This window comes from Paracoccus sp. MKU1 (genome assembly GCF_001447385.1).
In the GTDB taxonomy this organism is placed as follows: Bacteria; Pseudomonadota; Alphaproteobacteria; order Rhodobacterales; family Rhodobacteraceae; genus Paracoccus.
In genome coordinates this window covers 1-22,763 of the sequence record NZ_LLWQ01000171.1, presented here as the reverse complement: position 1 = coordinate 22,763, position 22,763 = coordinate 1, and the positions used below count along the sequence as shown (strand labels likewise).

Sequence of the window (22,763 nt, the reverse complement as noted above, 5' to 3'; positions counted from 1 at the left end):
CAGGGCATCGCGGATGCGCAGCCCTTTTCCGGCCGGGCGATAGACAGCATCAGCATCCGCATCACCAATCCGCTTGCCGATTCTGCCTTCAACAGCCGGGTCGAGGACGGCGTACGCCGGGCGCTGCGGCTGTTCCCGGGCAGCAGCTATTCGGACGAGCAGGTCACGCTGGCCCTTGGCGCTGCCAAGCGCATTGCGGGCATCGCCGCTCTCGATCACGAGACCTTGCCGTCAGCCGCGGGCGGCGTCGATCTGGCCATCCTGATCACCCTGCGGGACGATACGCAGCCGGATGCGGGCCGCGGCATGGCCCTGACCGGGGACTGGCGCGATTTTCCGATCCTGCTGGACCGGGACGGAACCTATCTGCGGTTCAAGCTCGACGCCTTCAGCCTATATTACGGCAATGACAATGCCTGGTATGGCCGGCCCGACCTGATGCTGGCCGGCAATCCGCTGCTGCAGGGCAAGGCCGCCGGTCGTGGCTATGACGACTGGGCCGAGGCCTATCTGCATTACGGCGTCTACGGGATCACCCCCCTGGGCGAAGGGCTGTCGTTCTATGGCGGTCTCAGCGCCATGACCACCTGGTCGCAGGGGCAGGAACTGTTCACCGACAAGACCCGCAGCCACACCCAGGTCGAGGACGCCTATCTGGGCATTGTTGGCGGGCATGTGGACGGACGGGGCAACCGGCTGGTCTTCAACCTGACCGCCGGGCGTCAGCGTTTCACCTTGGCCAACGGCTTCCTGATCGCCAACACCGCCGCGAATGGCGGCGAACGAGCGGCGCTCCAGGCCAATGCGCGCTGGTCCTCGGACCTGCTGGTGCTGGGCCAGATCGCCTATAACGACGTGAAGCTCGAGGCGTTCTATCTGGACCCCGACGAACTGCCGCTGCTGGACACCGGCACCCGGATCGGCGGCGTCAACCTGGAGACGACGCCCCTGCGCGGCCTGTCCCTCGGCGCCAGCTATCTGACGGTGCCGAAATCCGGCGCCAACTATTTCGGGCCGGACGGCTCCGTCGCCGGCGGGCGCGAAGGGCTGCGGGTGCATGATCTACGCCTTGCTTATCAGCTGAATCCCGCGGGCGCCTCGGGGCCATTCTTCGGGGCCGAGATCGCCCGCCAGACCAACCGCAATTTCGACATGGACGCGCGCGCGGGCTGGGCGGAACTCGGCTATCACTTTGCCGATGCCCGCTGGTCGCCGACGATCAGCTATCGGGTGTCCTATTTTTCGGGCGACGATCCCGCCACCTCTGCCTATGAGCGCTGGGACCCGTTGCTCTCCGGCGGCACAGGCGAGCAATGGGTGCAGGGCGCCAACCATTTCAAGGTGGTGCAGGACAGCAATGTCATCGCCCATCGCATCCAGGCCCGCTTCAAGGTGACGCCGCGCATCGAGGTGGTGCCGCAGCTCTGGGCGTTCCGGGCCGACCAGCTGAACAATATCGGCGGCAATCCGGCCCTGTCCGTGCTGAGCGACGACGAGTTGGGCTATGAGGCCAATGTCACGGTCAAGTGGTTCAAGTCGAAGAATACCTACATCCACGGCCATGTCGCCTACACTGTGCCAGGATCGGCCGCCAAGGCCGCGCTTGGCGGCAGCGCCAAGGACTGGCTCAGCGTCATGGCCTTCGTCCGCTACGCCTTCTGAGCGGACGGCCAAACCCATCCATTACCAAAGAAACGAGGAATATCGATGAGTGAACCGCATGATAGCGCCGAAGGCATCGAGCGCCGCGCCCTGCTGAAAGTCATTGGTGCGGCCGCTGTGACCGGCGGCCTGGCCAGCCCGCTTGCGGCCGAGACCGCGCAACCGGCGGCCACGCCCACGACTCTTGGCGCCTATGCGATGCCCTGGGATCCGGCGGATCCGGCTCTGCCCGGGCGGCAGAACATTGTGCCGGTGCCCGAAGATTACTTCGTGCCCGGCCGGTTCGCGGGCAAGACCACGCTGGTCACGGGCTGCGCCCGCGGCATGGGGCGCCTGGCCGCTATCCGGCTGGCCCGCGAGGGGGCGAATGTTGTGGGCGTGGACTGGATCGCCGACGAGGGACAGGCGGTGATCGACGCGATCCGGTCCGAGGGCGGCAAGGCGGTCTTCGTGCCGGGCGACATTTCGGAAACCGCGGTCTGCGACGCCATGGTGCGGGCGGCGGTCGAGCATTTCGGCGGGTTGGACTGCGCGCTGAACAATGCCGGGGTGATGGACGCGATCTTTCCAGGCGATCCCATCGACTATGCCAGCCAGAAGGATCTGGTCATGGCACGCATCGACGAGGCCACCGACGACTACTGGGATGTGGTGATGCGGGTGAACGCGACAGGAACCTTCCGCTCGCTACGTGCGGAGTTGCGGCAGATGCTGGCCCAGGGCCGCGGCGGCAGCATCGTCAACGTGGCCTCGGTCGCCGGGCTGCGCGGCTTTGGCGGCACGCCCTCCTATGTCGCCTCGAAACATGCAGTGAACGGGCTGACCAAGAACGCGGCCATCGATTATGCCCCCTATGGCATCCGGGTGAACTCGGTCTGCATGGGCACCACCATCACTCCGATGTACGAGCGGGCCTTTGACCTGCTGCGGCAGCGGGCCGAATCGGGGTTTCACGACAGCGGGCTTGGGATGATGAAGATCAGCAGCCTGATCGAGGCGTCCCAGCAGCCCAGGCGCGGCTCGACCGCCGCAGAACAGGTGGCAGTGATGCTGTTCCTGCTTTCGCCCGAGGCGTCGAACCTGACCGGAGCCAACTATGCCACCGACGGCGGTTTCACCACCTATTGAGCCGACGGCCCGGCATTGGCATCCCCATGCAAGGAGAAAACGACAGATGGAACGCAGAGATGTCCTGAAAGGCGTGACCGGCCTTGCTGGTGCCTTCGCCACAGCGGCGGTCGAGGCCACCACGGCCGGGGCAGCGCAAGCGGAAGCCCCGGCCGCGGCTGCGGGCAAGCCCGGTAACGGGCTGGTCAGGATCAGCCCGCTGGATCCCGACTACCACATCCCGGGCCGTTTTGCCGGCAAGACCTTCATCGTCACCGGCCATGCCCGCGGCATGGGGGCGGCCGCCGCGCTGCGCCTGGCGTGCGAGGGCGCCAATGTCGTCGGCGAGAGCTTCTTCAACCTGCTCAAGCGCGAAAGGATCAGACGCAGAACCTACCGGACGCGCGAAGAGGCAGGCAGGACGTATTCGATTACATCGAGATGTTCTACAATCCGAAGCGCAAGCATGCGAGGAACGGGATGCGGTCACCCGCCGAGTTCGAGCGACGGCAGATGTTGGGGTGTGATGGCGTCTAACAGGCTGCTGAAAATAGTCGGCCCTCGACGCACGATTCGGAACATGATTCACCCTCGGCACGGCAACGGCAACGGCGGGGGTGAAGATGCGCGGGACAGACGAAGCAAGCGGGTCGCTGTTCAGCTATGTCGATCTGGAGGCGCGCATCCCAGCACGGCATCCGCTGCGCAAGATCCGGCAGGTGGTGAAGGAGGCGCTGGCCAGCCTCGATGCCGAGTTCGAGGCGATTTACACCGACTGGGGCCGCCCATCGATCTAATCGGAGCGGCTAATCCGGGCCAGCCTGATCCAGATCCTGTTCTCGGTCCGGTCGGAGTGGCAGTTGATGGAGCAGATGTAGTATAACCTGCTGTTCCGCTGGTTCGTGGGGCTGGGCATTGACGATCCCGTTTGGGGTAAGGGGCGCCCGGAAATCCGTCCGGGGGACGGATTTCAGCCCTGAACGGGCGAAGCCCCGGGCCGAAGGCCGGCCGTCTTCACCAAGAACCGTGACCGGCTGCCGACGACCGAGATGTCGTGCAAGGTGCCGCATCTCCATGCCAAGAACATCCGTCGCGTCGTGACCGAGGAGGTGCGCACCAGGGACATGAGCTTCCTGCAGGGCGTGCTGGCCGGGGCCTTCACCGTGCCGGGCGATCCCGAAGGCGCCATCGACTTCCGGCCGCCGCTGAAGATCCTGGCCGATGCCGGCTATGACGGCTGGCTGGTGATCGAGGCCGAGCAGGACCCCGACAAGCGCAACCCGCTGGATACCAGTCGCTGGGCCTGAAGGCGCTGAAGGCCGCGGCGCGCGAGGCGGGGTTGGATCGGGTCGGGACCGTCTGAGCCTTGCCCTGACGGGACCGCCCTCCGTCCCTTGCGGGGATATCTGGACAAGAAAGTAAGGCTGAATGATGAGCAGGCTGCTTTGCAAACCCTTTGGCACCCATGGCAAGGTGCATGAGATCACCCCGCAATCCGCCGGCTGCCGTAACGTCGGTTTTTCGCTGTATCGGCTGCGGCCGGGCGATACGGCGGCCGAGGCCACCGGGGATCGCGAGCTCATCCTGGTCGTGGTCGAGGGCAAGGCGGCGTTTGCGGCGGCCGGGCAGGATTGGGGCGTGCTGGGCGAACGGATGAGCGTGTTCGAAAAGACGCCGCCGCATTGTCTTTACGTTCCGAACGGGCAGGACTGGCGGGCCGAGGCGCAGACCGATTGCGTGATCGCCGTCTGTTCGGCACCCGGCCATGGCGGGCATGCGGCGCGGCGCATCGGGCCCGAGGGGATCACCTTGACCCAGCGCGGCGATGGCAGCAACAGCCGCTTCATCAACAACATCGCCATGGAGGCCGAGGATTACTGCGACTCGCTGCTGATCACCGAGGTTTTTACCCCCGCCGGAAACTGGTCGAGTTATCCCAGCCATCGCCACGACGTGGATGATTTCCCCCGCATCACCTATCTGGAGGAGACCTATTACCACCGCCTGAACCCGGGGGACGGCTGGAGCATCCAGCGGATCTATACCGACGACGGATCCCTGGACGAGGTGATGCCGGTCAGGGATGGCGAGGTGGTGCTGGTGCCGCGCGGGCACCACCCTTGCGGCGTGCCCTATGGCTTCGAGATGCATTACCTGAACGTCATGGCAGGGCCACGCCGGAACTGGCGCTTTGTCCCGGCTCCCGAAGTGGTGCATCTGATGGGATAGCTTCGGCTCTCTGTTCCGGGGAATGCTGCATTCTCAAGCCAGGAAATAGCGGCGTTGTCGCGACGGCGCCGTGCAAAAGGGCGACTCGTCGCATTGCAGAAGCCTGAAAGCCGTGTCGGCGGTCGGTTGATAGCCGTCATGTGCCGCTGGCAACTGGCAGGATCTATCTTCCCTCCGCTTCTGTCTATAAAATGAGACGGAAGTAGAGGGACGAGACGACCATGACCTCAATTGATTTTCACCAGATCGGACAACGGCTCAAGGCGTATCGGCTGGGGCAAGGGCTGGCGGCCGAGGATGTCGCCGAAGCCTTGGCGGTCTCGCGCGCGGCCGTGTATCGGATAGAAGCCGGCGGCGTCGTTAAGATCGAGACCCTGGAAAAGCTGGCCGGTCTGCTGGAGACCAGCGTGGCCTCGCTGCTGGGGGCGGGGGTCGAGTATTACGACAAGGTCATCAGCTATTTCGAGCGCATGCGCCAAGTCGAGGAAGACGCCGATCAGGTCATCGCCTACTTTCCGCCGACCTCATACCTGCTGACCTCGAACGCCTATACGATGCCGCTGCGGCATGCGCTGCTGGAGGCACAATCCGCCGGTGTGCCGAGCCCTGCCGAGATTGCCGAGGTGGACAGCATCATCGGCATTCTCGAAGAACGCAAGCAGGCGCGGGCCCAGCGAGGGTTGAGCGTGGTGAACTTCGTCAGTGCGCCAGAGGTCGAGCGCTGGCTGCGCATGGGCGTGGTCGGCCGCTTCGGCCTGCCAGCCAGCATCCAGGCCGAGAGAAAGCTGGCCGCCCGGCGCGAGGTCGAACATCTGATCGCGCTGATCGAGAGCGAGCCGATGGGCGTGCAGATCGGCGTGATCGACGCGACCCTACCCAATGTCGCCTTCCAACTGTTCCGCCGCGGCGGCGAAGCGCTGGTCTGCATCAGCCCGTTTCGATTGACGGGCGATCTGCCGAACCTGCGCTCGGGTGTCGCCATGGTGACCGGAGACGTCGAGCCCGTGCGTCTCTATGAGCGGCTCGCCGAGGATCTTTGGCGCCGGTCCCGGAGGGGGGAGAGCGCGATTCGAACCTTGAGGGAAGTGCTGGAGCGGAGTGTTCGGCAGGAACATAGTCTGTGATCCGCGGTTTCGTCGGCGCCATACTCTTTAAATATCAGCATACTAAATGACATAATCTCCCATGTATCATTTTTGAGATTTTTCTTGAATTTGATACAACGCGGATGTAGCGTAACTCATGCATCGGTGAAGGACCGGCGTTCCCGCAAGGAATGCGCGACCCTGTACAGGGCAGGGCGGAGCCCGTGGGACGCCTTCTTCACTCATACCAGGGGAGGTAAACGTGCTCACGAGTAATGCCCAGGAAGGCGGGCAGACCGCCGCGCTGCCGACGGAGGTCGACAGCAAGGCCCGCAAGGCGCTGTGGGGCGCAGCGATCGGTTATGCGATGGACGGCTTCGACCTGCTGATCCTCGGTTTCATGCTGAAGACCATCGCGGTCGATCTGGCGCTGAGCCAGGCGCAGGCCGCTTCGCTGGTGACTGCGACCCTGGTCGGCGCGGTATTGGGGGGCATCGGCTTCGGCATGCTCTCCGACCGGATCGGGCGCATCCGCGTCCTGACCTGGACCATCGTGCTGTTCGCGGTCTTTACCGGGCTTTGCGCGCTGGCGCAGGGCTATTGGGATCTGCTGATCTATCGTACCATCGCCGGCATGGGCTTGGGCGGCGAATTCGGCATCGGCATGGCGCTGGTGGCCGAGGCATGGCCTGCCAGCAAGCGGGCGCGGGCCTCGTCCTATGTCGCACTGGGCTGGCAGACGGGGGTGCTGGCCGCGGCGGTGGTGACACCGATGCTGCTGCCCGAGATCGGCTGGCGCGGCATGTTCGCCCTCGGCATCTTCCCGGCATTCGTGGCCTATTGGATCCGCCATTCGCTGCACGAGCCAGAGGTCTTCGTTGCCAAGACGAAGCAGGCGCCCAAGGAATCCGCCCTGAAACTGCTGGTCAAGGACAGGGAGACCGGCAAGCTCAGCCTTGGCATGGTGATCCTGTGTTCGGTGCAGAACTTCGGCTATTACGGCGTGATGATCTGGATGCCGAATTATCTGGCCAGCCAGTTCGGCTTTGCGCTGACTCAATCGGCGGTCTGGACGTCGGTCACGATCCTGGGCATGGCCGCCGGCATCTTCTGCTTCGGTCACCTGGCCGACCGTGTCGGCCGCCGGCCCGCCTTCTTCAGCTATATGATCATGGCCGCGATCATGGTGGTGGTCTATTCGCGGCTGAGCGACCCGATCGAACTGCTGGTGGTCGGCGCGGTCATGGGCTTTTTCGTCAATGGCATGATCGGCGGCTATGGCGCGTTGATTAGCGAGCTTTACCCGACTTCGGCCCGGGCCACGGCGCAGAACGTGCTGTTCAACATCGGCCGGGCGGTGGGCGGCTTCGGCCCGCTGGTGGTGGGCGCCATCGCGGCGGCCTACAGCTTTCAGGCGGCCATCGCTTTGCTCGCGGCGCTGTATCTTCTCGACTTCATTGCCATGTGGCTGCTCATCCCCGAGCGGCGTGGCGCGCAACTGGATTGACCAGGATGGGTATCATGGAACCGATGACCGTGCGGCCCGACGGGCAGCAGGACGCGGCAGGGGGATGCGCATGCGCCCCCTGGAAGGCCAGCGTCGTCGCGGAACTGGCCGAGGTGGTCCAGAACCGTGCCGTGAATGGCGAATACCGCCATATGGTGGTGCACTGTAGCGCCGAGGCCGCCGCCGCGCAGCCCGGGCAGTTCTTCCAACTGCTTTGCCCGATGCCGCCGGGCGAGGCGCCCTTCCTGCGCCGCCCGATGAGCCTTTACGGTGCCTTCCCGGATCGCCGGCAGGTCGAGTTCCTCTATAAAGTGACGGGGGCGGGGACGCGCGGGCTCGACATGCTGAAGCCCGGCGACCGGCTGGACATCATGGGGCCGCTGGGCACGGGCTACAGGCTGGACCCCGGCCTTCGCCATATCGTGGCGGTGGGCCGGGGCGCGGGGCTGGCGACGCTGGCGCCCCTGGCCCGGGCCGCACGGCTGAACGGAAGCAAGATCACGGCGATATTCAGCGCCCGGCGGCCCGACCTGGTGGTCTCGGTCGATCTGTTCCGCGCCGAGGGTGCCGAGGTCATCACCGTCACCGACCAGGAACAGACCAGCGGCCCGGCCAATGTCGAGCGTATCCTGCGCGGCCTGATCGCCGAGGGGCGCTGCAACGCCTTCTATACCTGCGGCTCCAGCCGGCTGATGCGGGTGCAGCAGCGCCTGGCACAGGAATACGGCTTGCCTGGGCAGGTGGCGATGGAGCAGCAGATGGCCTGCGGTATCGGGCTTTGCTACTGCTGCGTGCGCGACTTCAACGTGGACGGGGCGATCGTCAATCGCCGGGTCTGCTGGGACGGGCCGGTGTTCGATCTGATGGAGGCGCTGCCGTGAGCATGAATGTCGATCTGGCCGTCGATATCGGCGGCCTGCGCCTGAAGAACCCCGTCATGCCGGCCTCGGGAACCTTTGCCGAGGGGCTGGACAAGGTCATGGACTTCAACCGGCTGGGGGCATTCGTCACCAAGACGATCACCCGCGAACTGCGCGACGGCAATCCCTTGCCCCGGGTGGTCGAGCAGCCCGGAAGCCTGATCAACGCCATCGGCATTCCGTCCAAGGGCGTGTCCCATTTCGTCGAGAGGACGCTGCCGCATTACCGGCGCTATGACACACCGCTGGTGGTCAGCATCTCGGCCCCCACGACCGAGGGCTTTGCCAGCCTTGCCGCCGAACTGAGCGCGTTTCCCGGCATCGCGGCCATCGAGGCCAACATCTCCTGCCCGAACATCGAAGAGGATGGCAAGGCCTTCGCCATGCATGCCGGGGCGACCGAGCGCGTCACCCGGGCGCTGCGCGAGGCGACCCGCTTGCCGCTCTGGGTCAAGCTGACGCCCAATACCGGCAATGTTCCCGAGGTGGCGCAGGCCGCCGAGGCCAGCGGGGCGGATGCGGTGGTGGTCGCCAACACGATCCTGGCCATGGCCATCGACCTCAGGACCTTCAAGCCTTGCCTTGGCAATATCATGGGCGGGCTGTCGGGGCCGGCGATCAAGCCCATCGTGCTGCGGCAGGTGTTCCAATGCGCCAAGGCGGTGCGGATTCCGGTGATCGGTTGCGGCGGCATTGCCACCGCCGAGGATGCGGTGGAATACATGCTGGCCGGTGCCAGTGCCGTGCAGGTCGGCACCGCGACCTTCGTGCAACCCGCCGCGATGACCACGATCATAGACGCGTTGGCCGAGTTCTGCCTGCGCCGCGAGATCCCGCGCGTCGCCGACTTGGTCGGCGGTGTGCTGATCGAGGAGGCGGACGAGCGCGATCTCGCCTGGCTCGACCCGGTGGCGGCATCATGATCGGGGTGGCGACGAGTGACCGCTGCGAGGTCTTTTCCGGCGACGCCACGGACCAGCTGCTGGCGCGGGAACTGTTCGACGCGTTGCACGCGGCCGCTTTCGACGGCACCGGCATCACGCGCGAGGCCTATAGCCCGCACGAGTCGCAGGCACTGGGCATCATCGAGGCGAAAGCCCGGAGCCTCGGCCTGACGACAGAGCGCGACGCCGGGGCCAATCTCGTCATTACGCTGGAGGGGACTGAGCCCGACCTGCCCTTTCTCGCCTGCGGTTCGCATCTGGATTCCGTGCCGCAGGGCGGGAACTACGACGGTGCGGCCGGAGTCATTGCCGGGCTCGCCATTCTTGCCGGGTTCCATGCCGAAGGGTTCCGGCCCCGGCGCAGCCTCAAGGTCCTCGGCCTGCGCGGCGAGGAAAGCGCCCGGTTCGGTCGCGCCTATATCGGGTCGAGTGCGCTGCTGGGCGCGCTGCATCCAGGTGAGCTTGAGGCCCGGGATCGCGATGGCCACCGGCTGGGCGATTGCATGGCCGGCGTCGGCGCCGACGTCGCCCGCATCGGGCGGGGTGAGGCGCTGCTGGACCCCGCCCGCATCGCCGGCTGGATCGAACTGCATATCGAGCAGGGCCCGGTTCTGGTCGCCCGCGACCTGCCCATCGGCATCGTCACCGGCATTCGAGGAAACCTGCGCCACCGCGCGGTCGAATGCCGGGGCGAGGCGGGCCATTCCGGTGCCGTGCCGCGCTGGCTGAGGCGCGATGCGGTCTTCGCCTCGGCCGAGCTTGTCGGCCATCTCGACCGGCATTGGCGCACGTTGCTGGAACGCGGCCGCGATCTGGTCGTGACCTGCGGCGAGATGGGAACCGATCCACGTGAGCACGCCATCGCCCGCATCCCCGGCACCACCTGCTTCAGCTTCGAGGTTCGCAGCCAGAGCCGCGAGGCGATGGAGACATTCTACGACATCTTCCGTTCTGAATGCGCGATGATCGGTGAGGAGCGCGGCGTGGTCTTCAGCTTCGATCAACGCATGGAAACCGAGCCGGCGGTGCTGGACGCGGCATGGATCGCCCGGCTGAAGGCGGCAGCAGAGTCGCTGGGGCTTCCGGCCGAGGAAATCCCCAGCGGTGCTGGGCATGACGCGGCGGTCTTTGCCAATGCCGGGATTCCCTCGGCCATGGTTTTCGTGCGCAACCAGCACGGTTCGCATAATCCGCGCGAGGCGATGGAGATCGGGGATTTCCTGGCCGGCATCGCGGTGATGCGCGCCGCCATCCGGGAGGCTCTGGAATGAGCAGCGCCATTTCCCCGTCAGGCGGGCCGCGCTCGGTCACCATCCGTCGGCCCGACGACTGGCATATCCATTTGCGCGACGGTGCGATGCTGCGCAGGGTTTTGCCCTTTACCGCCGCGCAATTCGCGCGCGGCATCGTCATGCCCAATCTGGTACCACCCGTGACGACGGTGGCGGCTGTGGCCGCCTATCGGCGACGCATCCTCGATGCCCTGCCGGCCGGGATGGATTTCCAGCCGATGATGACCTGCTACCTGACCGACGCGACCGCCCCCGACGAGATCGCGCGCGGATTCGAGAGCCGGACCTGGATCGCCGCCAAGCTCTATCCGGCTGGGGCCACCACCAATGCCCATCACGGCGTCACCGACATCGCCGCCCTGGCCCCGGTGCTTGAACGGATGGAGGGCATCGGCATGCCGCTGCTGATCCATGGCGAGGCCACCGACCCCGAGGTCGATATCTTCGACCGCGAGGAACGCTTCATGGACCAGGTGTTGGTGCCGCTGCTGGCACGCCACCAGGGGCTGAAGGTCGTGGTCGAGCATGTGACGACGGCCGAGACCGCCGATCTGGTGCGCGCCCACGCGTCGCGCGTAGCCGCGACCATCACGCCACATCACCTGATGATCAATCGTACCTCGCTGTTCCAGGGCGGGCTGCGGCCGCATCTCTACTGCCTGCCGGTTGCCAAGCGCGAACGGCACCGCCTGGCCCTGCGCAGGGCCGCGACCGGCGGCGAGGCCTGCTTCTTTCTGGGCACTGACACCGCACCGCATCCGCGAGCCGCCAAGCAGGCCGCCTGCGGATGCGCCGGGATCTTCCTGGGGCCGGTGGCGCTGCAATGCTATGCCCAGGTCTTTGCCGAGGAAAACGCGCTTGACCGGCTGGAGGCCTTTGCCAGCGAGAACGGCGCGCGCTTCCACGGGCTTGCGCTGAACGAGGGAACCGTGACGCTGGTCGAGCGGCCCGAGCGCGTCATCGACAGTCTTCCGGTCGGCGAGGACGAGGTCGTGGTCTTCAGGGGCGGCGAGGAACTGCCCTGGTCGATAGAAGGGGTCCGGCAATGAACGTGCAAGACACTGGCCGCGCCGTGGCCGAGCTTCTGGTGGGGGCGGGGGCGATCCATGTCAGCGCCTCCTGCCCGTTCTATCTTGCCTCCGGCTGGGCCAGCCCTGTCTATGTGGATGTGCGGCTTCTGTTCGGCGCGGCTCGGATGCGGGCTGCGGTGACCGAAATCGCTGCGGCCTATCTTGTCGGGCCGCTGGCCGCGCGCGGCTTCGATGCCATCGCCGGGGCCGAGACCGCAGGCATTCCCTTTGCCACTGCGCTCGCCGATCGCGTGGGGATGGACCTGCGCTATGTGCGCAAGCGGCCGCTGGGGGCGGGCCGCAATGCGCAGGTCGAAGGCGGTCCCGTCGAGGGCCTGAACCTGCTGCTGCTGGACGACCTGACCACAGACGGTACCAGCAAGATGAATTTCGCCCGCGGCCTGCGCAGCGCCGGTGCGTTGGTCGAGGATATCCTGACCATCTTCTGCCACGACGCCTTTCCCGGCGCCGATGAGCGGCTGGCTGCTGCTGGCCTGCGGCTGCACGTCCTGGCGACCTGGCAGGATGTGCTGGCGTTGGACCGGGGCATTGCGGCCGCGGATCGTAGCGCGGTGGCGGATTTCCTGGCCGACCCCGTGGGCTGGTCCGCGCGCCATGGCGGTCGCGCCGAACGGGTGGCAGGATCGTAAAGAAATGCCCCGTACAGCAGAATCGATCATCATCCCTGTCGGGTCGGCCGCAGCCGCGTCGCGAAGAAAGGACAGAGAAGTGCAAGACATCCTGAACTGGTTGCAGACACAGCCCGGTGGCATCGCCACCTATGTCGCGTTCAACGAACGTGTCGCGCAGCTTCTGCAATCCGAGCCGGACAATGCCGCCGCCGCACGGCTGCTGGGGCAACTCACCGGCCGCTTCGTCGAGGCGTTCGAGCGCGAGCCGCTGCCCTCCTCCGTGGATCGTGCTGCGATTGAACGGCTCAAGCAATGGCTGGAGCGGCTCGTTGCCGTGCAACAGCGTGGCGCGGACGACAGGCTTGCGCTGTTGAACGAGCTTGCCGTGGCTGAGCTGTCGTAGGCCGTTGCCGCGCGACAGGGCCGATGTCGCCGTTCCAGCAGGTGAACTCGAAGCCATCTGAACACCAGCGCAGGTTCGAGCGCATGACAATCACCTTTCCGTCGTGAACGTGCTGGGGCCGCTCGGAATATTTCTGCGCCAACAGCAGGTTATGGCCTTGTATGATCCGGTAGACCCGCTTGTGGTTGACCGGTGTCATATGGCTGGCAAAACGATTCAGGTCGGACAATGCGAACTCATTTTGCCGCTCTTCTCGCTCTCGCCATCGCTACCGGCTGCGTGGTCGGTTCTGGTGCAGTGGTCAGGGGCGTCGGGCCAGACGATCTCCTGAAACTGCGCGAAGGCCCTGGCCTCAACCACAACATCATAATCGGCCTGCCCGACGGAACGCGCCTTACCCGCCAGAACTGCGTGACGAATAACGGCAAGGTCTGGTGCAGGGTCACGCTCACCGACAGGCCTGGTATTTCGGGTTACGTTTCAGCGGACTATCTGGCGCATCGTTGACGGTTTTCGCTGCTGACTCTTCGGACCGCCTTGCTTGGCTTCTGAGCAGGGCAGAAGCTCTGCAACCGCTTCAGCCCCACCACCTTCAGGCGGGTATTCCTCTTGTTTTGTTCTTTCTGGGCGCCGCAATGGCACTGCGCCCGGCCATGTGAAGCTGTGCGTGTCCGATGAGGCGCAGATCGGCAGTGGTCGCTCAGGTCAGTGAATGACCTGTTGCAGGAACTCACGCGCGCGCGGGCTTTGCGGGTTGGTGAAGAAAGCGCCGGGCGCCGCTTCCTCGATCTTTTCGCCGCGATCCATGAAGACGACCCGGTCGGCGACCTGCCGTGCGAAGCCCATCTCATGCGTGACGCAAAGCATGGTCATGCCCTCTTCGGCCAGTTCCACCATGGTGTCGAGCACCTCCTTGACCATCTCGGGGTCCAGCGCCGAGGTCGGCTCGTCGAAAAGCATCACCCGCGGCTGCATGCACAGCGCCCGCGCGATGGCGACGCGCTGCTGCTGGCCGCCGGAAAGCTGGCCGGGATATTTCCCGGCCTGGTCGGGAATGCGCACCTTGGTCAGGTAATGCATGGCGGCTCTTCCGCCTCGGCCTTGCCCAGGCCGCGCGACTTGCGCGGGGCGATGGTGCAGTTTTCCAGGATGGTCATATGCGGGAACAGGTTGAAGCTCTGGAAAACCATGCCGACCTCGCGGCGAATGGCGGCGACATCCTTGGTGCCCCCGGTCAGTCGGGGGCCGTCGATCATAATTTCGCCGCTGTCGTGCCGCTCGATGCGGTTGATGCAGCGGATCAGCGTCGACTTGCCCGAGCCCGAGGGGCCGCAGATGATGATCTTTTCGCCCTTCGCGACCTCCAGGCTCACATCGCGCAGCGCGTGGAAATTGCCGTAATGCTTGTTGACCTCGGTCAGCCTGATGACGGGGTCCGTGGGAACGGGGCTGTTCATGGCCGGGAACCTTTCTAGCGGTTGGTGGCGATGCGGGTGCACTTGCGCAGGACCGCGACCAGTTGCGAGGCGGAGGTGCAGATCACCAGATAGACCGCTGCCACGGTCAGATACATTTCGACCAGCCGACCGTTCAGCAGCGCCACCTTGGAAGCCGCGCCCACCAGGTCGGTCAGCGACAGGACGTAGACCAGCGAAGTGTCCTGGAACAGGATGATGGTCTGGCTGAGGATGATCGGCGAGGTCACCCGGAACACCTGCGGCAGGATGATATGCCGATAGGTCTGCAAGGTCGAAAGCGACAGCGCGTCGGCGGCCTCGTATTGACCCTTGCCGACCGAGCGCAGGCCGACGCGGATGATCTCGGAATAATAGGCCGCCTCGAACAGCGAGAAGGTCAGAAAGGCCGTCAGCACTCCGCCCACCGGCATCGGCCGGCCGTTGTTGAACATCCAGCCCGCGATCAAGGGCACCAGGAAGAAGAACCAGAACAGCACCATGATCAGTGGGATCGAGCGGATCAGCGCCACATAGCCCTTGGCGAGCTGCGCCAGCACCGGCACCTGCAGATGCTGGGCCAGCGCCAGCCCAGTCCCCAGCACCAGCCCGGCGACGAAGGCGACGGCAGTCAGCAGCGAGAATTGCAGTCCCTTCCACAGGAAAGGCAGGGCATCGACGACGACTGAGAAATCAAGCGCGTTCATAGCGCACCTCCGCGACGCAGGATGGGAAGACGGCGCGCCTTGCGGGCCGGCGCGCTGCCGGGGATCTGGAAGCGGCGGTCGATCCACAGCATCAGCCGATATCTGACCGGCTGGCGGATGAGCCTCGCCAAGGACCGGCTGCGGCGTGGCGACGGCAGCTTGGCCGAGATCGGCGCGGCCTTAGGCTATGGCTCGGCCAGCGCTTTCAACACGGCCTTCGCGCGCGAGGTCGGCCAGCCGCCAGGGCAATATGCTGCGTCGACTGCCCGGATCGCGCCGGAGGGGGCACCTGCCTGAGAAAGGGCAGATCCCTGTCGGTCCTAAACGGACGGTCGCTCGGGCATCATTCTGCACTGCAGCTTTCCCAAACTCGCCAGTCGCATTTGCGGCGGAATGCTGTTCCCAAAAGTTTTGATCTCAGTATCCTCCACAGTCACATCGTAGCTACTCCATCTTGTAGCGAATCCCATAGGGTCCGCAGATCTCGACCAGCAGCCGGTGGAGTTCGGAGATGAGGACCGCCCGCGAGCCGCTCTTGCGCTCGACGAGGCCGATCTGGCGGAACATCTGCGGAGTGCCGAACGGGGCGCAGGTCAGGCCCTCGGCCGCGTCGTCGATGGCGACCTGGGGCACGACCGACACGCCCAGGCCGTTGGCGACGCAAGAGGTGATGGCGGCGATGGTGTCGATCTCGGCCACTTCGTTCAGGGGCAGGTTCAGCCGGGCGAGTTCCAGATCGACCATATGCGCAAGCGGCACGTTCGCGCGAAAGCGGATGAACGGATAGGTCGTCAGCAGCGCCTGGGCGGACAATCGCGGCGATCCGGGGGGCGCGATCACCCACAGCGGTTCGCGCAAGAACGGCCGCCATCGCAGGGCGGCTGGAAAGTTGCCGTGTTCGGCGATCATTGCGGCGTCGAGCCTGCCCGCCAGAACGTCCTGCAGCATCGTTTCGGACGATGCGACGCGCAGCTTGATGCGCAGGTCCGGGTGGGCGGCGCTCATCCGGACCATCGCGCGCGGCAGCAGCGACAGGGCGCTGGTGCGGACCGATCCGATGGACAGGGTGCCGATCAGCTTGCGCCCGGAAATCGCGTCGATGGCATTTTCGGCGGCGCGCACCATCTGGTCGGCCAGTTCCACCATCTGCTGGCCCGCCGCCGTCAGGCGCGGCGGACGCGAGGTGCGGTCGAACAGCGAGGCGCCGACCTCCTGCTCCAGCGCCTGGATCTGCTGGCTGACGGCGGACACGGTCAGGTGGACGGCCTCTGCCGCGCGGGAAAAGCTGCCGGATTCAACGATTGCCAAGAGGGTCTTGAGCTGGCGGGTGTCCATTGTTCCAGTTTTTCTGAAGTTCATCTTTAGAATTACGCGCTTTGTTTCAGAAGATCTACTGGTATGACGCTTTGCATCGGCGCGGCCCCGCTTGCGCCGGCCAAGGAGGGGAAATGTCTGACACAGTCCTGATTACCGGCCCGAGCCTGGCGCCGGACGCCGTCGCAGTGCTTGAGGCAGCCGGCCTGACGCCAGTCTATGTGCCCCCCTACAGCCAGGGCGACGGGCTGACCGAGGCCGTTCGCCGCGCGCGTCCGGTCGGGATCATCTCGCGCATGGGGCGCCTTGATGCGCCCGTCTTCGAGGCCGCGCCGGGCCTGCGCGTCATTTCCAAGCATGGTGTGGGGGTGGACAACATCAACGTCGACCTGGCCAGCCGTCGCGGCGTGCCGGTTCTGGTGGCGACGGGCGCCAACGCGGTGTCGGTCGCCGAACATGCCATGGCGCTGCTGTTCGCCGTCGCCAAGAGGCTGGTGCCGCTGGATGCCGGCCTGCGCGCGGGCCGCTGGGAAAAGCCCGGCTTCAAGGGGCGCGAACTGGCGGGGTCCAGCATCGGCCTGGTGGCCTTTGGCGCCATCGCGCGGCAGACGGCGGTCTTTGCCAAGGCCTTCGGGATGGAGGTCCTGGCCTACGATCCCTTCGCGCCCGCCGCTATCTTTGCGGAAACCGGCGTGGTGCGGATTGACAGCCTGGACGACCTGATCGCCCGCTGCGACGTCATCAGCCTGCATTCGCCCCTGACGCCCGAGACGCGGGCCATGATCGACGCCCGGCGGCTGGCCCTGATGAAGCCCCAGGCCATTCTCATCAACACCGCGCGCGGGGGGCTGATCGACGAGGCCGCGCTGGCCGAGGCCCTGGCCCAGGGGCGCATCGCGGGGGCGGGGCTGGATACCTTCGCGCAAGAGCCGCCCCTCGCCGAGCATCCGTTCTTCTCGGAGCCGCGCCTGGTCCTGACCCCGCATATCGGCGGCGTGACCGAGGCGGCCAATACCCGGGTCGGCGTCGAGGCCGCGCAGGGCATCATCGACATCCTGGCGGGCCGCCCGGTGCCGCCGGCCCGCATCATCAATGCTGCCGCCCTGGTGCAAAGCAAGGCCCACGCCTGACATCGTGAAGGGAATGTTCATGTCCACGGGATTTCGTATCCTTAACCGCCAGCGGGCCGTTTCGGCCGATCTGGTCGAGAAGTTCTCCAGGCTGCCGGTCGCCAATGTCAGCGACAGCATGCACCGCATGACCGCGGCCGGCCCGCGCCTGAGGAAGATGCACCGCGAGGGTGTGCTGGCGGGACCGGCGCTGACCGTCAAGGCGCGGCCGGGCGACAACCTGATACTGCACAAGGCCATCGACATGGCCCAGCCCGGCGACGTGATCGTGGTCGATGCGGGCGGCGATCTGACGAATTCCCTGATGGGAGAGCTGATGCTGGCCTATGCCATCAGGCGCGGCGTGGCGGGCTTCGTGCTGAACGGCGCGATCCGCGACGCGGACCAGTTCATCGCCATGAACCTGCCGGTCTTTGCCGCGGGCATCACCCATCGCGGCCCCTACAAGGACGGTCCGGGCGAAATCAACGTGCCCATTGCCTTGGACGGCATGGTGATCCATCCGGGCGACCTGATGCTGGGCGACAGCGACGGCGTGCTGGCCGTGCCCTTCGAAGCCGCCGAGGAGGTTTATGCCAGGACCGCCGCCAAGCAGGAGGCCGAGACGAAGCAGATGGCCGCCATCGAGGCGGGGACGAACGACCGCTCCTGGGTCGATGCGGCCCTGAAGCGACTGGGCTGCGCGATGCCCGAAGGCAGCTGAGCGCAGGCATTTTTGGGAGGAGAAACCATGACGATCACGAAAACCGCGGCCCTGGCCGCGATCCTGTCGGCCGCTGCGACCGGCGCCGCCCTGGCCGACTGGCCCACCGACCGCCCCATCGAGATGATCGTGGCCTTTGCGCCCGGCGGCGGCACCGACATCATGCTGCGCACGCTGGCGCCGTTCCTTGAAGCGGAGCTGGATACCCAGTTTCCGGTGCTGAACCGGCCCGGCGCCTCGGGCGAGATCGCCTATACGGCGCTGTCGCAGGCCCGGCCCGACGGCTATACGGTGTCCTCGCTGAACAGGCCGGGCTTTCTGACCATGCAGATCGGGCGCAAGCTGCGCTACGATCCCGCCGAGATCTGCCCCATCGCCCGCATCGTCGAGGATCCGGGCACCTTCATCGTCCAGGCCGGTTCCCCCTACAAGTCGCTGGCGGATCTGGTGGCCTTTGCCAAGGAGAACCCCGGCGCGGTCTCGGTCGGAACCACCGGCGTCGGCACCGACGAGCATCTGGCCATGCTGCAACTGGAGCAGGCCGCCGGGATCGACCTGACCGCCGTGCCCTTTGGCGGCGCGAACGAGGCCAAGACGGCGCTGCTGGGCGGCCATGTCGCGATGATCGGGCTGAACGTCGGCGAATATACCCAAAGCGATCACGATGCCTTCCGGGCCTTGGCGCAGTTCTCCGAGGCGCGCTCGACCTTGGCCCCTGACCTCGCAACCGCCTGGGAACAGGGGTTCGACGTGCTGATGTCGTCCGAACGCGGCCTTGCCGCGCGCTGCGACGTGCCCGAAGAGGTCCGCGCGAAATTGGCTGCCGCTGTCGACACCGCCCTGGCGAACCCGGAATTCCAGGACAAGGCCAGGCAGCAGGCACTGCCCCTGGCCTACAAGTCGGGCACGGACTGGCAGGCCGACATGCCGGTGCGCCTGGCCCGCTATACCGAGATCTTCAAGCTGATCGAGGGGGGCCAGTAATGGCCCGCCCGTCCGGCCCCGCAAAGGGCGACCGACCCGACCTGCTGTCGGCGGGCCTGTTCATCGGCTTGGGCGCGCTTGGCCTTTACATGGGCCGAGGCCTGGAGTCCGGAACGCTGGCGCAGATGGGGCCGGGCTTTCTGCCCCGCGCCGTCTGCCTGCTGCTGGTCGCGGTCGGGCTGGCCGTCGGCATTCCGGCCCTGCGGCGCCCCGCCCAGGCGATCGAGGCGATTCGCCTGCGGCCGCTGCTGGTCATCACGGCGGCCGTCGTCGGCTTTGCCTATGCCGCGACGCCTCTGGGGTTCGTGCTGGCCTCGCTGTGGCTGATCCTGGCCGGCTCGCTGGCCGATCCGGGTGGCAGATGGCGCCAGGTGCTGCCCCTGGCCGCCGGGCTGACGCTGTTCGGCGCCCTGGTCTTTATCTACGGGTTGGGCGTGCAAGTCCCCCTGTGGCCGTTCTGACACCCGTCATCGCCTGGGAGGGGACCTGATGACATTCGTTGACCTGCTTATGCTGGGCTTTTCCGAGGCGATCACGCCCGCGAACCTGGCCTTCTGCCTTCTGGGCGCGCTGCTGGGCACGCTGATCGGCGTGCTGCCCGGCATCGGCCCGACGGCGACCATCGCCGTTCTGCTGCCGATCACCTTCTTCCTGCCGCCGCTGGCCGGGATCATCATGCTGGCCGGCATCTATTACGGCGCGCAATACGGCGGATCGACCACTGCCGTCCTGGTCAACCTGCCGGGCGAGGCCTCGGCCGTGGTCACGACGCTGGACGGGTACCAGATGGCGCGGCAGGGCCGGGCGGGTGCGGCGCTGGCCGTCGCGGCGCTGGGGTCGTTCTTCGCGGGCACCGTCGCGACCTTCGCCATTGCGCTGGCCGGGCCGACCCTGTCCCGCTTTGCGCTGAACTTCGGGCCCGCCGAATATGTCTCGCTGATGGTCTTCGGGTTGCTGGCCGCGACCATCCTGGCCAGCGGGCCGGTGCTGAAGGCCATCGGCATGATCCTGATCGGCCTGCTGCTGGGCATGGTCGGCACCGACCAGGCGACCGGCGCGGAACGGCTGACCTTTGGCGCGATCGAACTGTTCGACGGCATCGACTTCATCGTGATCGCCATCGGCATCTTCGGCTTTTCCGAGATCATCGCCAACCTGGAACGCACGGGGTCCGAGGGCGTGAAGCTGGCGCCGCTGTCGCGCCTGTGGCCCACGCGGCAGGACTTCCGCGACTCCTGGGGCGCGGTGCTGCGTGGCACCGGCCTTGGGACGCTGCTGGGCCTGCTGCCGGGTGGCGGGGCGACGCTTGCGTCCTTCAGCGCCTATTCGCTGGAAAAGAAGGTCTCGAAACACCCCGAACGCTTCGGCACCGGTGTGGTCGAGGGTGTCGCCGCCCCCGAGGCCGCCAACAACGCCGCCGCGCAATCCTCCTTCATCCCGCTGCTGACGCTGGGCATTCCGTCGAACAACATGATGGCGATGATGCTGTCGGCCTTCATGATCCACGGCATCACCCCCGGTCCGACCGTGCTGACCAACCAGCCCGAGATCTTCTGGGGTCTGGTCGCCAGCATGTGGATCGGCAACCTGCTGCTGGTGGTCATCAACCTGCCGATGATCGGGCTGTGGGTGAATCTGCTGACCGTGCCCTACCGGCTGCTTTACCCGGCGATCCTGCTGTTCTGCTGCATCGGCGTCTATTCGATGAGCAACCGCATCTTCGACGTGGTGCTGGCGGCAGGCTTCGGGTTGCTGGGCTATGCCTTCCGCAAGGCGAAGTGCGAGCCGGGGCCGCTGCTTCTGGGCTTTGTCCTGGGACCGCTGCTGGAATCGAACCTGCGCCGGACCCTGCTGATTACCCAAGGCGATCCCACCATCTTCGTGGAGCGCCCGATCAGCCTGGCGATGCTGGTTGCGACCGTGTTGCTGCTGGCGCTGATGATCCTGCCGTCCTTCCGGCGCACCCGCGAGGAGGCGTTCCAGGAAGAGGAGGTCTGACCGCCTGAAAGAGCGAGGACACGATACGAGAAAGGAACGGGGTGGTCGAATGACCGCCCCGTAATCCTGTCAGAGCCGGTCCATTGCGGACGGTCGAGTCCTCGCCATGTTGCGTGGCGGCATTTCGTAAAGCTGTAATGGCCCGCATGTCCTCCATCGCGAGTAGCCGGGCCTCCAGATCACCTTTTGTCGTCATCTTGCGTGCACCTCTGACCTTTGAGCGTTCACAATGATGGCCATCTCGGTTGATGCCGGCAGCTTGCGCATGTCGGGATACTGGGTCCGGAACGCGGCCCCAGCGTCTAGGATAAATTCATCATGTGCGAGCCCGTAGGATGGTTGTCCGGAGGGCAATGCGTAGGAGCAGATGCGCATGAATGTTTCCTGTCTTATCGATCTTTGACTGTTTTAGACCATGGCTCTGGAGGACGCTCCTGTTCCGCTCAAGCTGTCCACCTGTTGAACGGCAGCTTTGCGCACCTTTCGGTTCTTTCGCATGGGTATCATCGGCAGGGCGTTACGGCTATCGATATCTTTTCGAGTTTTATCAGAATTATAGCCTCGGTCGGCGACCAGAACGACTGGCTGCGGCAGATTGTCGGCCATCACCAGATCGTAGCCAGTGTAGTCGGAAACATGGCTGGGAGTGATCTCAGTCCTCCTCGGGAGGCCAGCCTGCGCCCGTTAAGCGAAAGCCCACCCAGTCGCTTGCGCTCCATCCCGGAGATCCAGTCCCTGTCGGTGGCGAGCGCCCGCACCACAGGGTCTTTGTCCAGACCTGTCGCGATCCCCGCCGGATCGAGGGCAAGGATGGACATCGGAGCGGTATTGCCAGTCGATAGTGTATTCATTTCGGACATAAGCTATCTGCCGCATGACCGGGAATCATACACTAACAGGTCGCTGAAATAGTCGCGCCGCCGGGATGTTTTCCTCTTCAGGCCGTCAGGAGCTTGGCGCCTTGCGGCTGTTTCAGCGGGCGAGCGGCGTTCTGCCGGATCCCATGGTCAGGCGGCCAGCAGCCTCGGGAGCCGGGCGAGATTGTTGGCGGCCATGGTGAGGATGAAGCGGGATCGCACCTTCTCGAGGCCGCGATAGACGGTCTGGGCCATGCCGCCGACGGTCTTGGCCCAGCCGAAAGCCTCTTCGATGCGTTTGCGATGACGCTGGGATTTGGCGTAGCCGTCGTGTCGGGTGGTTCGCCCGTCTCTCGCCGAATATCGTGATCTCTGCGCAACATGGGGCGTGACGCATGCCTCGCGCAGGTTGGCGACAAAGCCCCCGGCATCGACGCCGCGGTCAGCACCCAGCGTCAGCCTCCGGGTCGATCCCAGGGAGGGGCGATGGATCATGTCGAGCGCCGCGCGCCGTTCGGCTCGGCCATCGGCCCGGGTAAGATCGCCCTGCACGATGAGGCCCGACCGGTTCTCCATCAAAGCATGACCGATGAAGCACAGCATCGCCCCGGTGCCGGGGGACTTCCTGTAGAGCCGCGCATCCGGATCGGTGGTCGAGCCATGGGTGGCATTCGTCCGCCTCTGACCCCGGAAATCGACCTCGGCATTGCGGCTGTGGCGTTGGTTGCGGGGCATCGGATCGGTCTTGGCAGCTACGGTCAAGGC

The 22,763-nt window shown here is 65.7% G+C and carries 22 protein-coding genes and 5 pseudogenes; 21 read left to right on the top strand and 6 right to left on the bottom strand.

All coding sequences use genetic code 11. The features are described 5' to 3' along the window. The 14 genes and pseudogenes from AQY21_RS13520 to AQY21_RS28670 all read left to right on the top strand — a co-directional run. Window positions 1–1,662: alginate export family protein (locus AQY21_RS13520; RefSeq protein ID WP_058098161.1), on the top strand; the 1,662-nt coding region annotated here is incomplete at its 5' end. Window positions 1,663–1,707: 45 nt separating this feature from the next. Continuing rightward, on the top strand, window positions 1,708–2,790 hold the full coding sequence (locus AQY21_RS13515; RefSeq protein WP_238986776.1) for an SDR family NAD(P)-dependent oxidoreductase: 1,083 nt from the start codon (window positions 1,708–1,710) through the stop codon (window positions 2,788–2,790). A 313-nt stretch (window positions 2,791–3,103) separates the two neighbouring features. Continuing rightward, window positions 3,104–3,306 (top strand): annotated as a pseudogene (locus AQY21_RS29365) (IS3 family transposase); the annotation flags it as partial. Window positions 3,307–3,392: 86 nt separating this feature from the next. After that, window positions 3,393–3,644, top strand: a pseudogene (locus AQY21_RS30195) (transposase); the annotation flags it as partial. Window positions 3,645–3,818: 174 nt separating this feature from the next. Beyond that, the gene (locus tag AQY21_RS28675; RefSeq protein ID WP_058098160.1) at window positions 3,819–4,076 is read left to right on the top strand and encodes a hypothetical protein; all 258 of its coding nucleotides are present in this window, start codon (window positions 3,819–3,821) and stop codon (window positions 4,074–4,076) included. Between the two features lie 124 nt (window positions 4,077–4,200). Further along, window positions 4,201–4,998 (top strand): 5-deoxy-glucuronate isomerase, encoded by a 798-nt coding sequence (iolB, locus tag AQY21_RS13500; RefSeq protein WP_058098163.1) that lies wholly within the window; start codon window positions 4,201–4,203, stop codon window positions 4,996–4,998. 221 nt (window positions 4,999–5,219) lie between these two features. Beyond that, window positions 5,220–6,122 carry a helix-turn-helix domain-containing protein gene (locus tag AQY21_RS13495; protein ID WP_058098159.1) on the top strand — a complete coding sequence of 301 codons (903 nt, stop codon included), beginning with the start codon at window positions 5,220–5,222 and terminating at the stop codon, window positions 6,120–6,122. A gap of 223 nt (window positions 6,123–6,345) precedes the next feature. Then, window positions 6,346–7,590: an MFS transporter gene (locus AQY21_RS13490; protein WP_203416499.1), complete on the top strand. Its 1,245-nt coding sequence runs from the start codon at window positions 6,346–6,348 to the stop codon at window positions 7,588–7,590. A 14-nt stretch (window positions 7,591–7,604) separates the two neighbouring features. Then, the gene (locus AQY21_RS13485) at window positions 7,605–8,471 is read left to right on the top strand and encodes a dihydroorotate dehydrogenase electron transfer subunit (RefSeq protein ID WP_058098158.1); all 867 of its coding nucleotides are present in this window, start codon (window positions 7,605–7,607) and stop codon (window positions 8,469–8,471) included. Window positions 8,472–8,473: 2 nt separating this feature from the next. After that, window positions 8,474–9,433: a dihydroorotate dehydrogenase gene (locus tag AQY21_RS13480; RefSeq protein WP_058098157.1), complete on the top strand. Its 960-nt coding sequence runs from the start codon at window positions 8,474–8,476 to the stop codon at window positions 9,431–9,433. Further along, the gene (locus AQY21_RS13475) at window positions 9,430–10,725 is read left to right on the top strand and encodes a Zn-dependent hydrolase (RefSeq protein WP_058098156.1); all 1,296 of its coding nucleotides are present in this window, start codon (window positions 9,430–9,432) and stop codon (window positions 10,723–10,725) included. The genes AQY21_RS13480 and AQY21_RS13475 overlap by 4 nt, the downstream gene beginning before the upstream one ends. Beyond that, window positions 10,722–11,795, top strand: a complete 1,074-nt coding sequence (gene pyrC / locus AQY21_RS13470; RefSeq protein WP_058098155.1) for a dihydroorotase — start codon at window positions 10,722–10,724, stop codon at window positions 11,793–11,795. Before AQY21_RS13475 ends, pyrC begins: the two co-directional genes overlap by 4 nt. Further along, window positions 11,792–12,466 (top strand): orotate phosphoribosyltransferase, encoded by a 675-nt coding sequence (locus tag AQY21_RS13465; RefSeq protein WP_058098154.1) that lies wholly within the window; start codon window positions 11,792–11,794, stop codon window positions 12,464–12,466. The genes pyrC and AQY21_RS13465 overlap by 4 nt, the downstream gene beginning before the upstream one ends. Beyond that, on the top strand, window positions 12,432–12,851 hold the full coding sequence (locus tag AQY21_RS28670; protein WP_152988226.1) for a hypothetical protein: 420 nt from the start codon (window positions 12,432–12,434) through the stop codon (window positions 12,849–12,851). Before AQY21_RS13465 ends, AQY21_RS28670 begins: the two co-directional genes overlap by 35 nt. A 22-nt stretch (window positions 12,852–12,873) precedes the next feature. On the opposite strand, the pseudogene AQY21_RS28665 reads toward AQY21_RS28670, so the two are convergent. Beyond that, window positions 12,874–13,050 (bottom strand): annotated as a pseudogene (locus AQY21_RS28665) (IS3 family transposase); the annotation flags it as partial. Window positions 13,051–13,079: 29 nt separating this feature from the next. Here AQY21_RS28665 and AQY21_RS27855 point away from each other — a divergent pair. Further along, entirely contained in the window at window positions 13,080–13,358 is a 279-nt protein-coding gene (locus AQY21_RS27855) for an SH3 domain-containing protein (RefSeq protein WP_082658102.1), read from the top strand. A gap of 198 nt (window positions 13,359–13,556) precedes the next feature. Here the strand turns inward: AQY21_RS27855 and AQY21_RS13455 are convergent. Together AQY21_RS13455 and AQY21_RS13450 are read right to left on the bottom strand one after the other, a co-directional pair. Next, window positions 13,557–14,308: pseudogene (locus AQY21_RS13455) on the bottom strand (amino acid ABC transporter ATP-binding protein). 14 nt (window positions 14,309–14,322) lie between these two features. After that, on the bottom strand, window positions 14,323–15,012 hold the full coding sequence (locus AQY21_RS13450) for an amino acid ABC transporter permease (protein ID WP_058098152.1): 690 nt from the start codon (window positions 15,010–15,012) through the stop codon (window positions 14,323–14,325). A gap of 39 nt (window positions 15,013–15,051) precedes the next feature. On the opposite strand from AQY21_RS13450, the gene AQY21_RS13445 reads away from it, so the two are divergent. Then, window positions 15,052–15,309, top strand: coding sequence for an AraC family transcriptional regulator (locus AQY21_RS13445; protein WP_058098151.1), 258 nt, complete (start codon window positions 15,052–15,054; stop codon window positions 15,307–15,309). Between the two features lie 147 nt (window positions 15,310–15,456). Here the strand turns inward: AQY21_RS13445 and AQY21_RS13440 are convergent, their stop codons facing one another. Beyond that, window positions 15,457–16,347: a LysR family transcriptional regulator gene (locus AQY21_RS13440; protein ID WP_058098150.1), complete on the bottom strand. Its 891-nt coding sequence runs from the start codon at window positions 16,345–16,347 to the stop codon at window positions 15,457–15,459. A gap of 113 nt (window positions 16,348–16,460) precedes the next feature. Here AQY21_RS13440 and AQY21_RS13435 point away from each other — a divergent pair, with 113 nt between their 5' ends. From AQY21_RS13435 to AQY21_RS13415, 5 genes are read left to right on the top strand one after another with little or no spacing between them, the layout of a single operon-like run. Next, window positions 16,461–17,456, top strand: a complete 996-nt coding sequence (locus AQY21_RS13435) for a hydroxyacid dehydrogenase (RefSeq protein WP_058098149.1) — start codon at window positions 16,461–16,463, stop codon at window positions 17,454–17,456. Between the two features lie 13 nt (window positions 17,457–17,469). Then, entirely contained in the window at window positions 17,470–18,159 is a 690-nt protein-coding gene (locus tag AQY21_RS13430) for an RraA family protein (protein WP_058098148.1), read from the top strand. A 27-nt stretch (window positions 18,160–18,186) separates the two neighbouring features. Continuing rightward, entirely contained in the window at window positions 18,187–19,143 is a 957-nt protein-coding gene (locus AQY21_RS13425) for a tripartite tricarboxylate transporter substrate binding protein (RefSeq protein WP_058098147.1), read from the top strand. Beyond that, window positions 19,143–19,604 carry a tripartite tricarboxylate transporter TctB family protein gene (locus AQY21_RS13420; protein ID WP_058098146.1) on the top strand — a complete coding sequence of 154 codons (462 nt, stop codon included), beginning with the start codon at window positions 19,143–19,145 and terminating at the stop codon, window positions 19,602–19,604. The genes AQY21_RS13425 and AQY21_RS13420 overlap by 1 nt, the downstream gene beginning before the upstream one ends. Window positions 19,605–19,632: 28 nt before the next feature. Beyond that, on the top strand, window positions 19,633–21,141 hold the full coding sequence (locus AQY21_RS13415; protein WP_058098145.1) for a tripartite tricarboxylate transporter permease: 1,509 nt from the start codon (window positions 19,633–19,635) through the stop codon (window positions 21,139–21,141). A gap of 444 nt (window positions 21,142–21,585) precedes the next feature. On the opposite strand, the pseudogene AQY21_RS27850 reads toward AQY21_RS13415, so the two are convergent. Then, a pseudogene (locus AQY21_RS27850) lies at window positions 21,586–21,816 on the bottom strand (transposase); the annotation flags it as partial. A 332-nt stretch (window positions 21,817–22,148) separates the two neighbouring features. Then, a partial coding sequence (locus AQY21_RS13400) for a transposase (protein ID WP_152988225.1) occupies window positions 22,149–22,763 on the bottom strand: 615 nt, incomplete at its 5' end.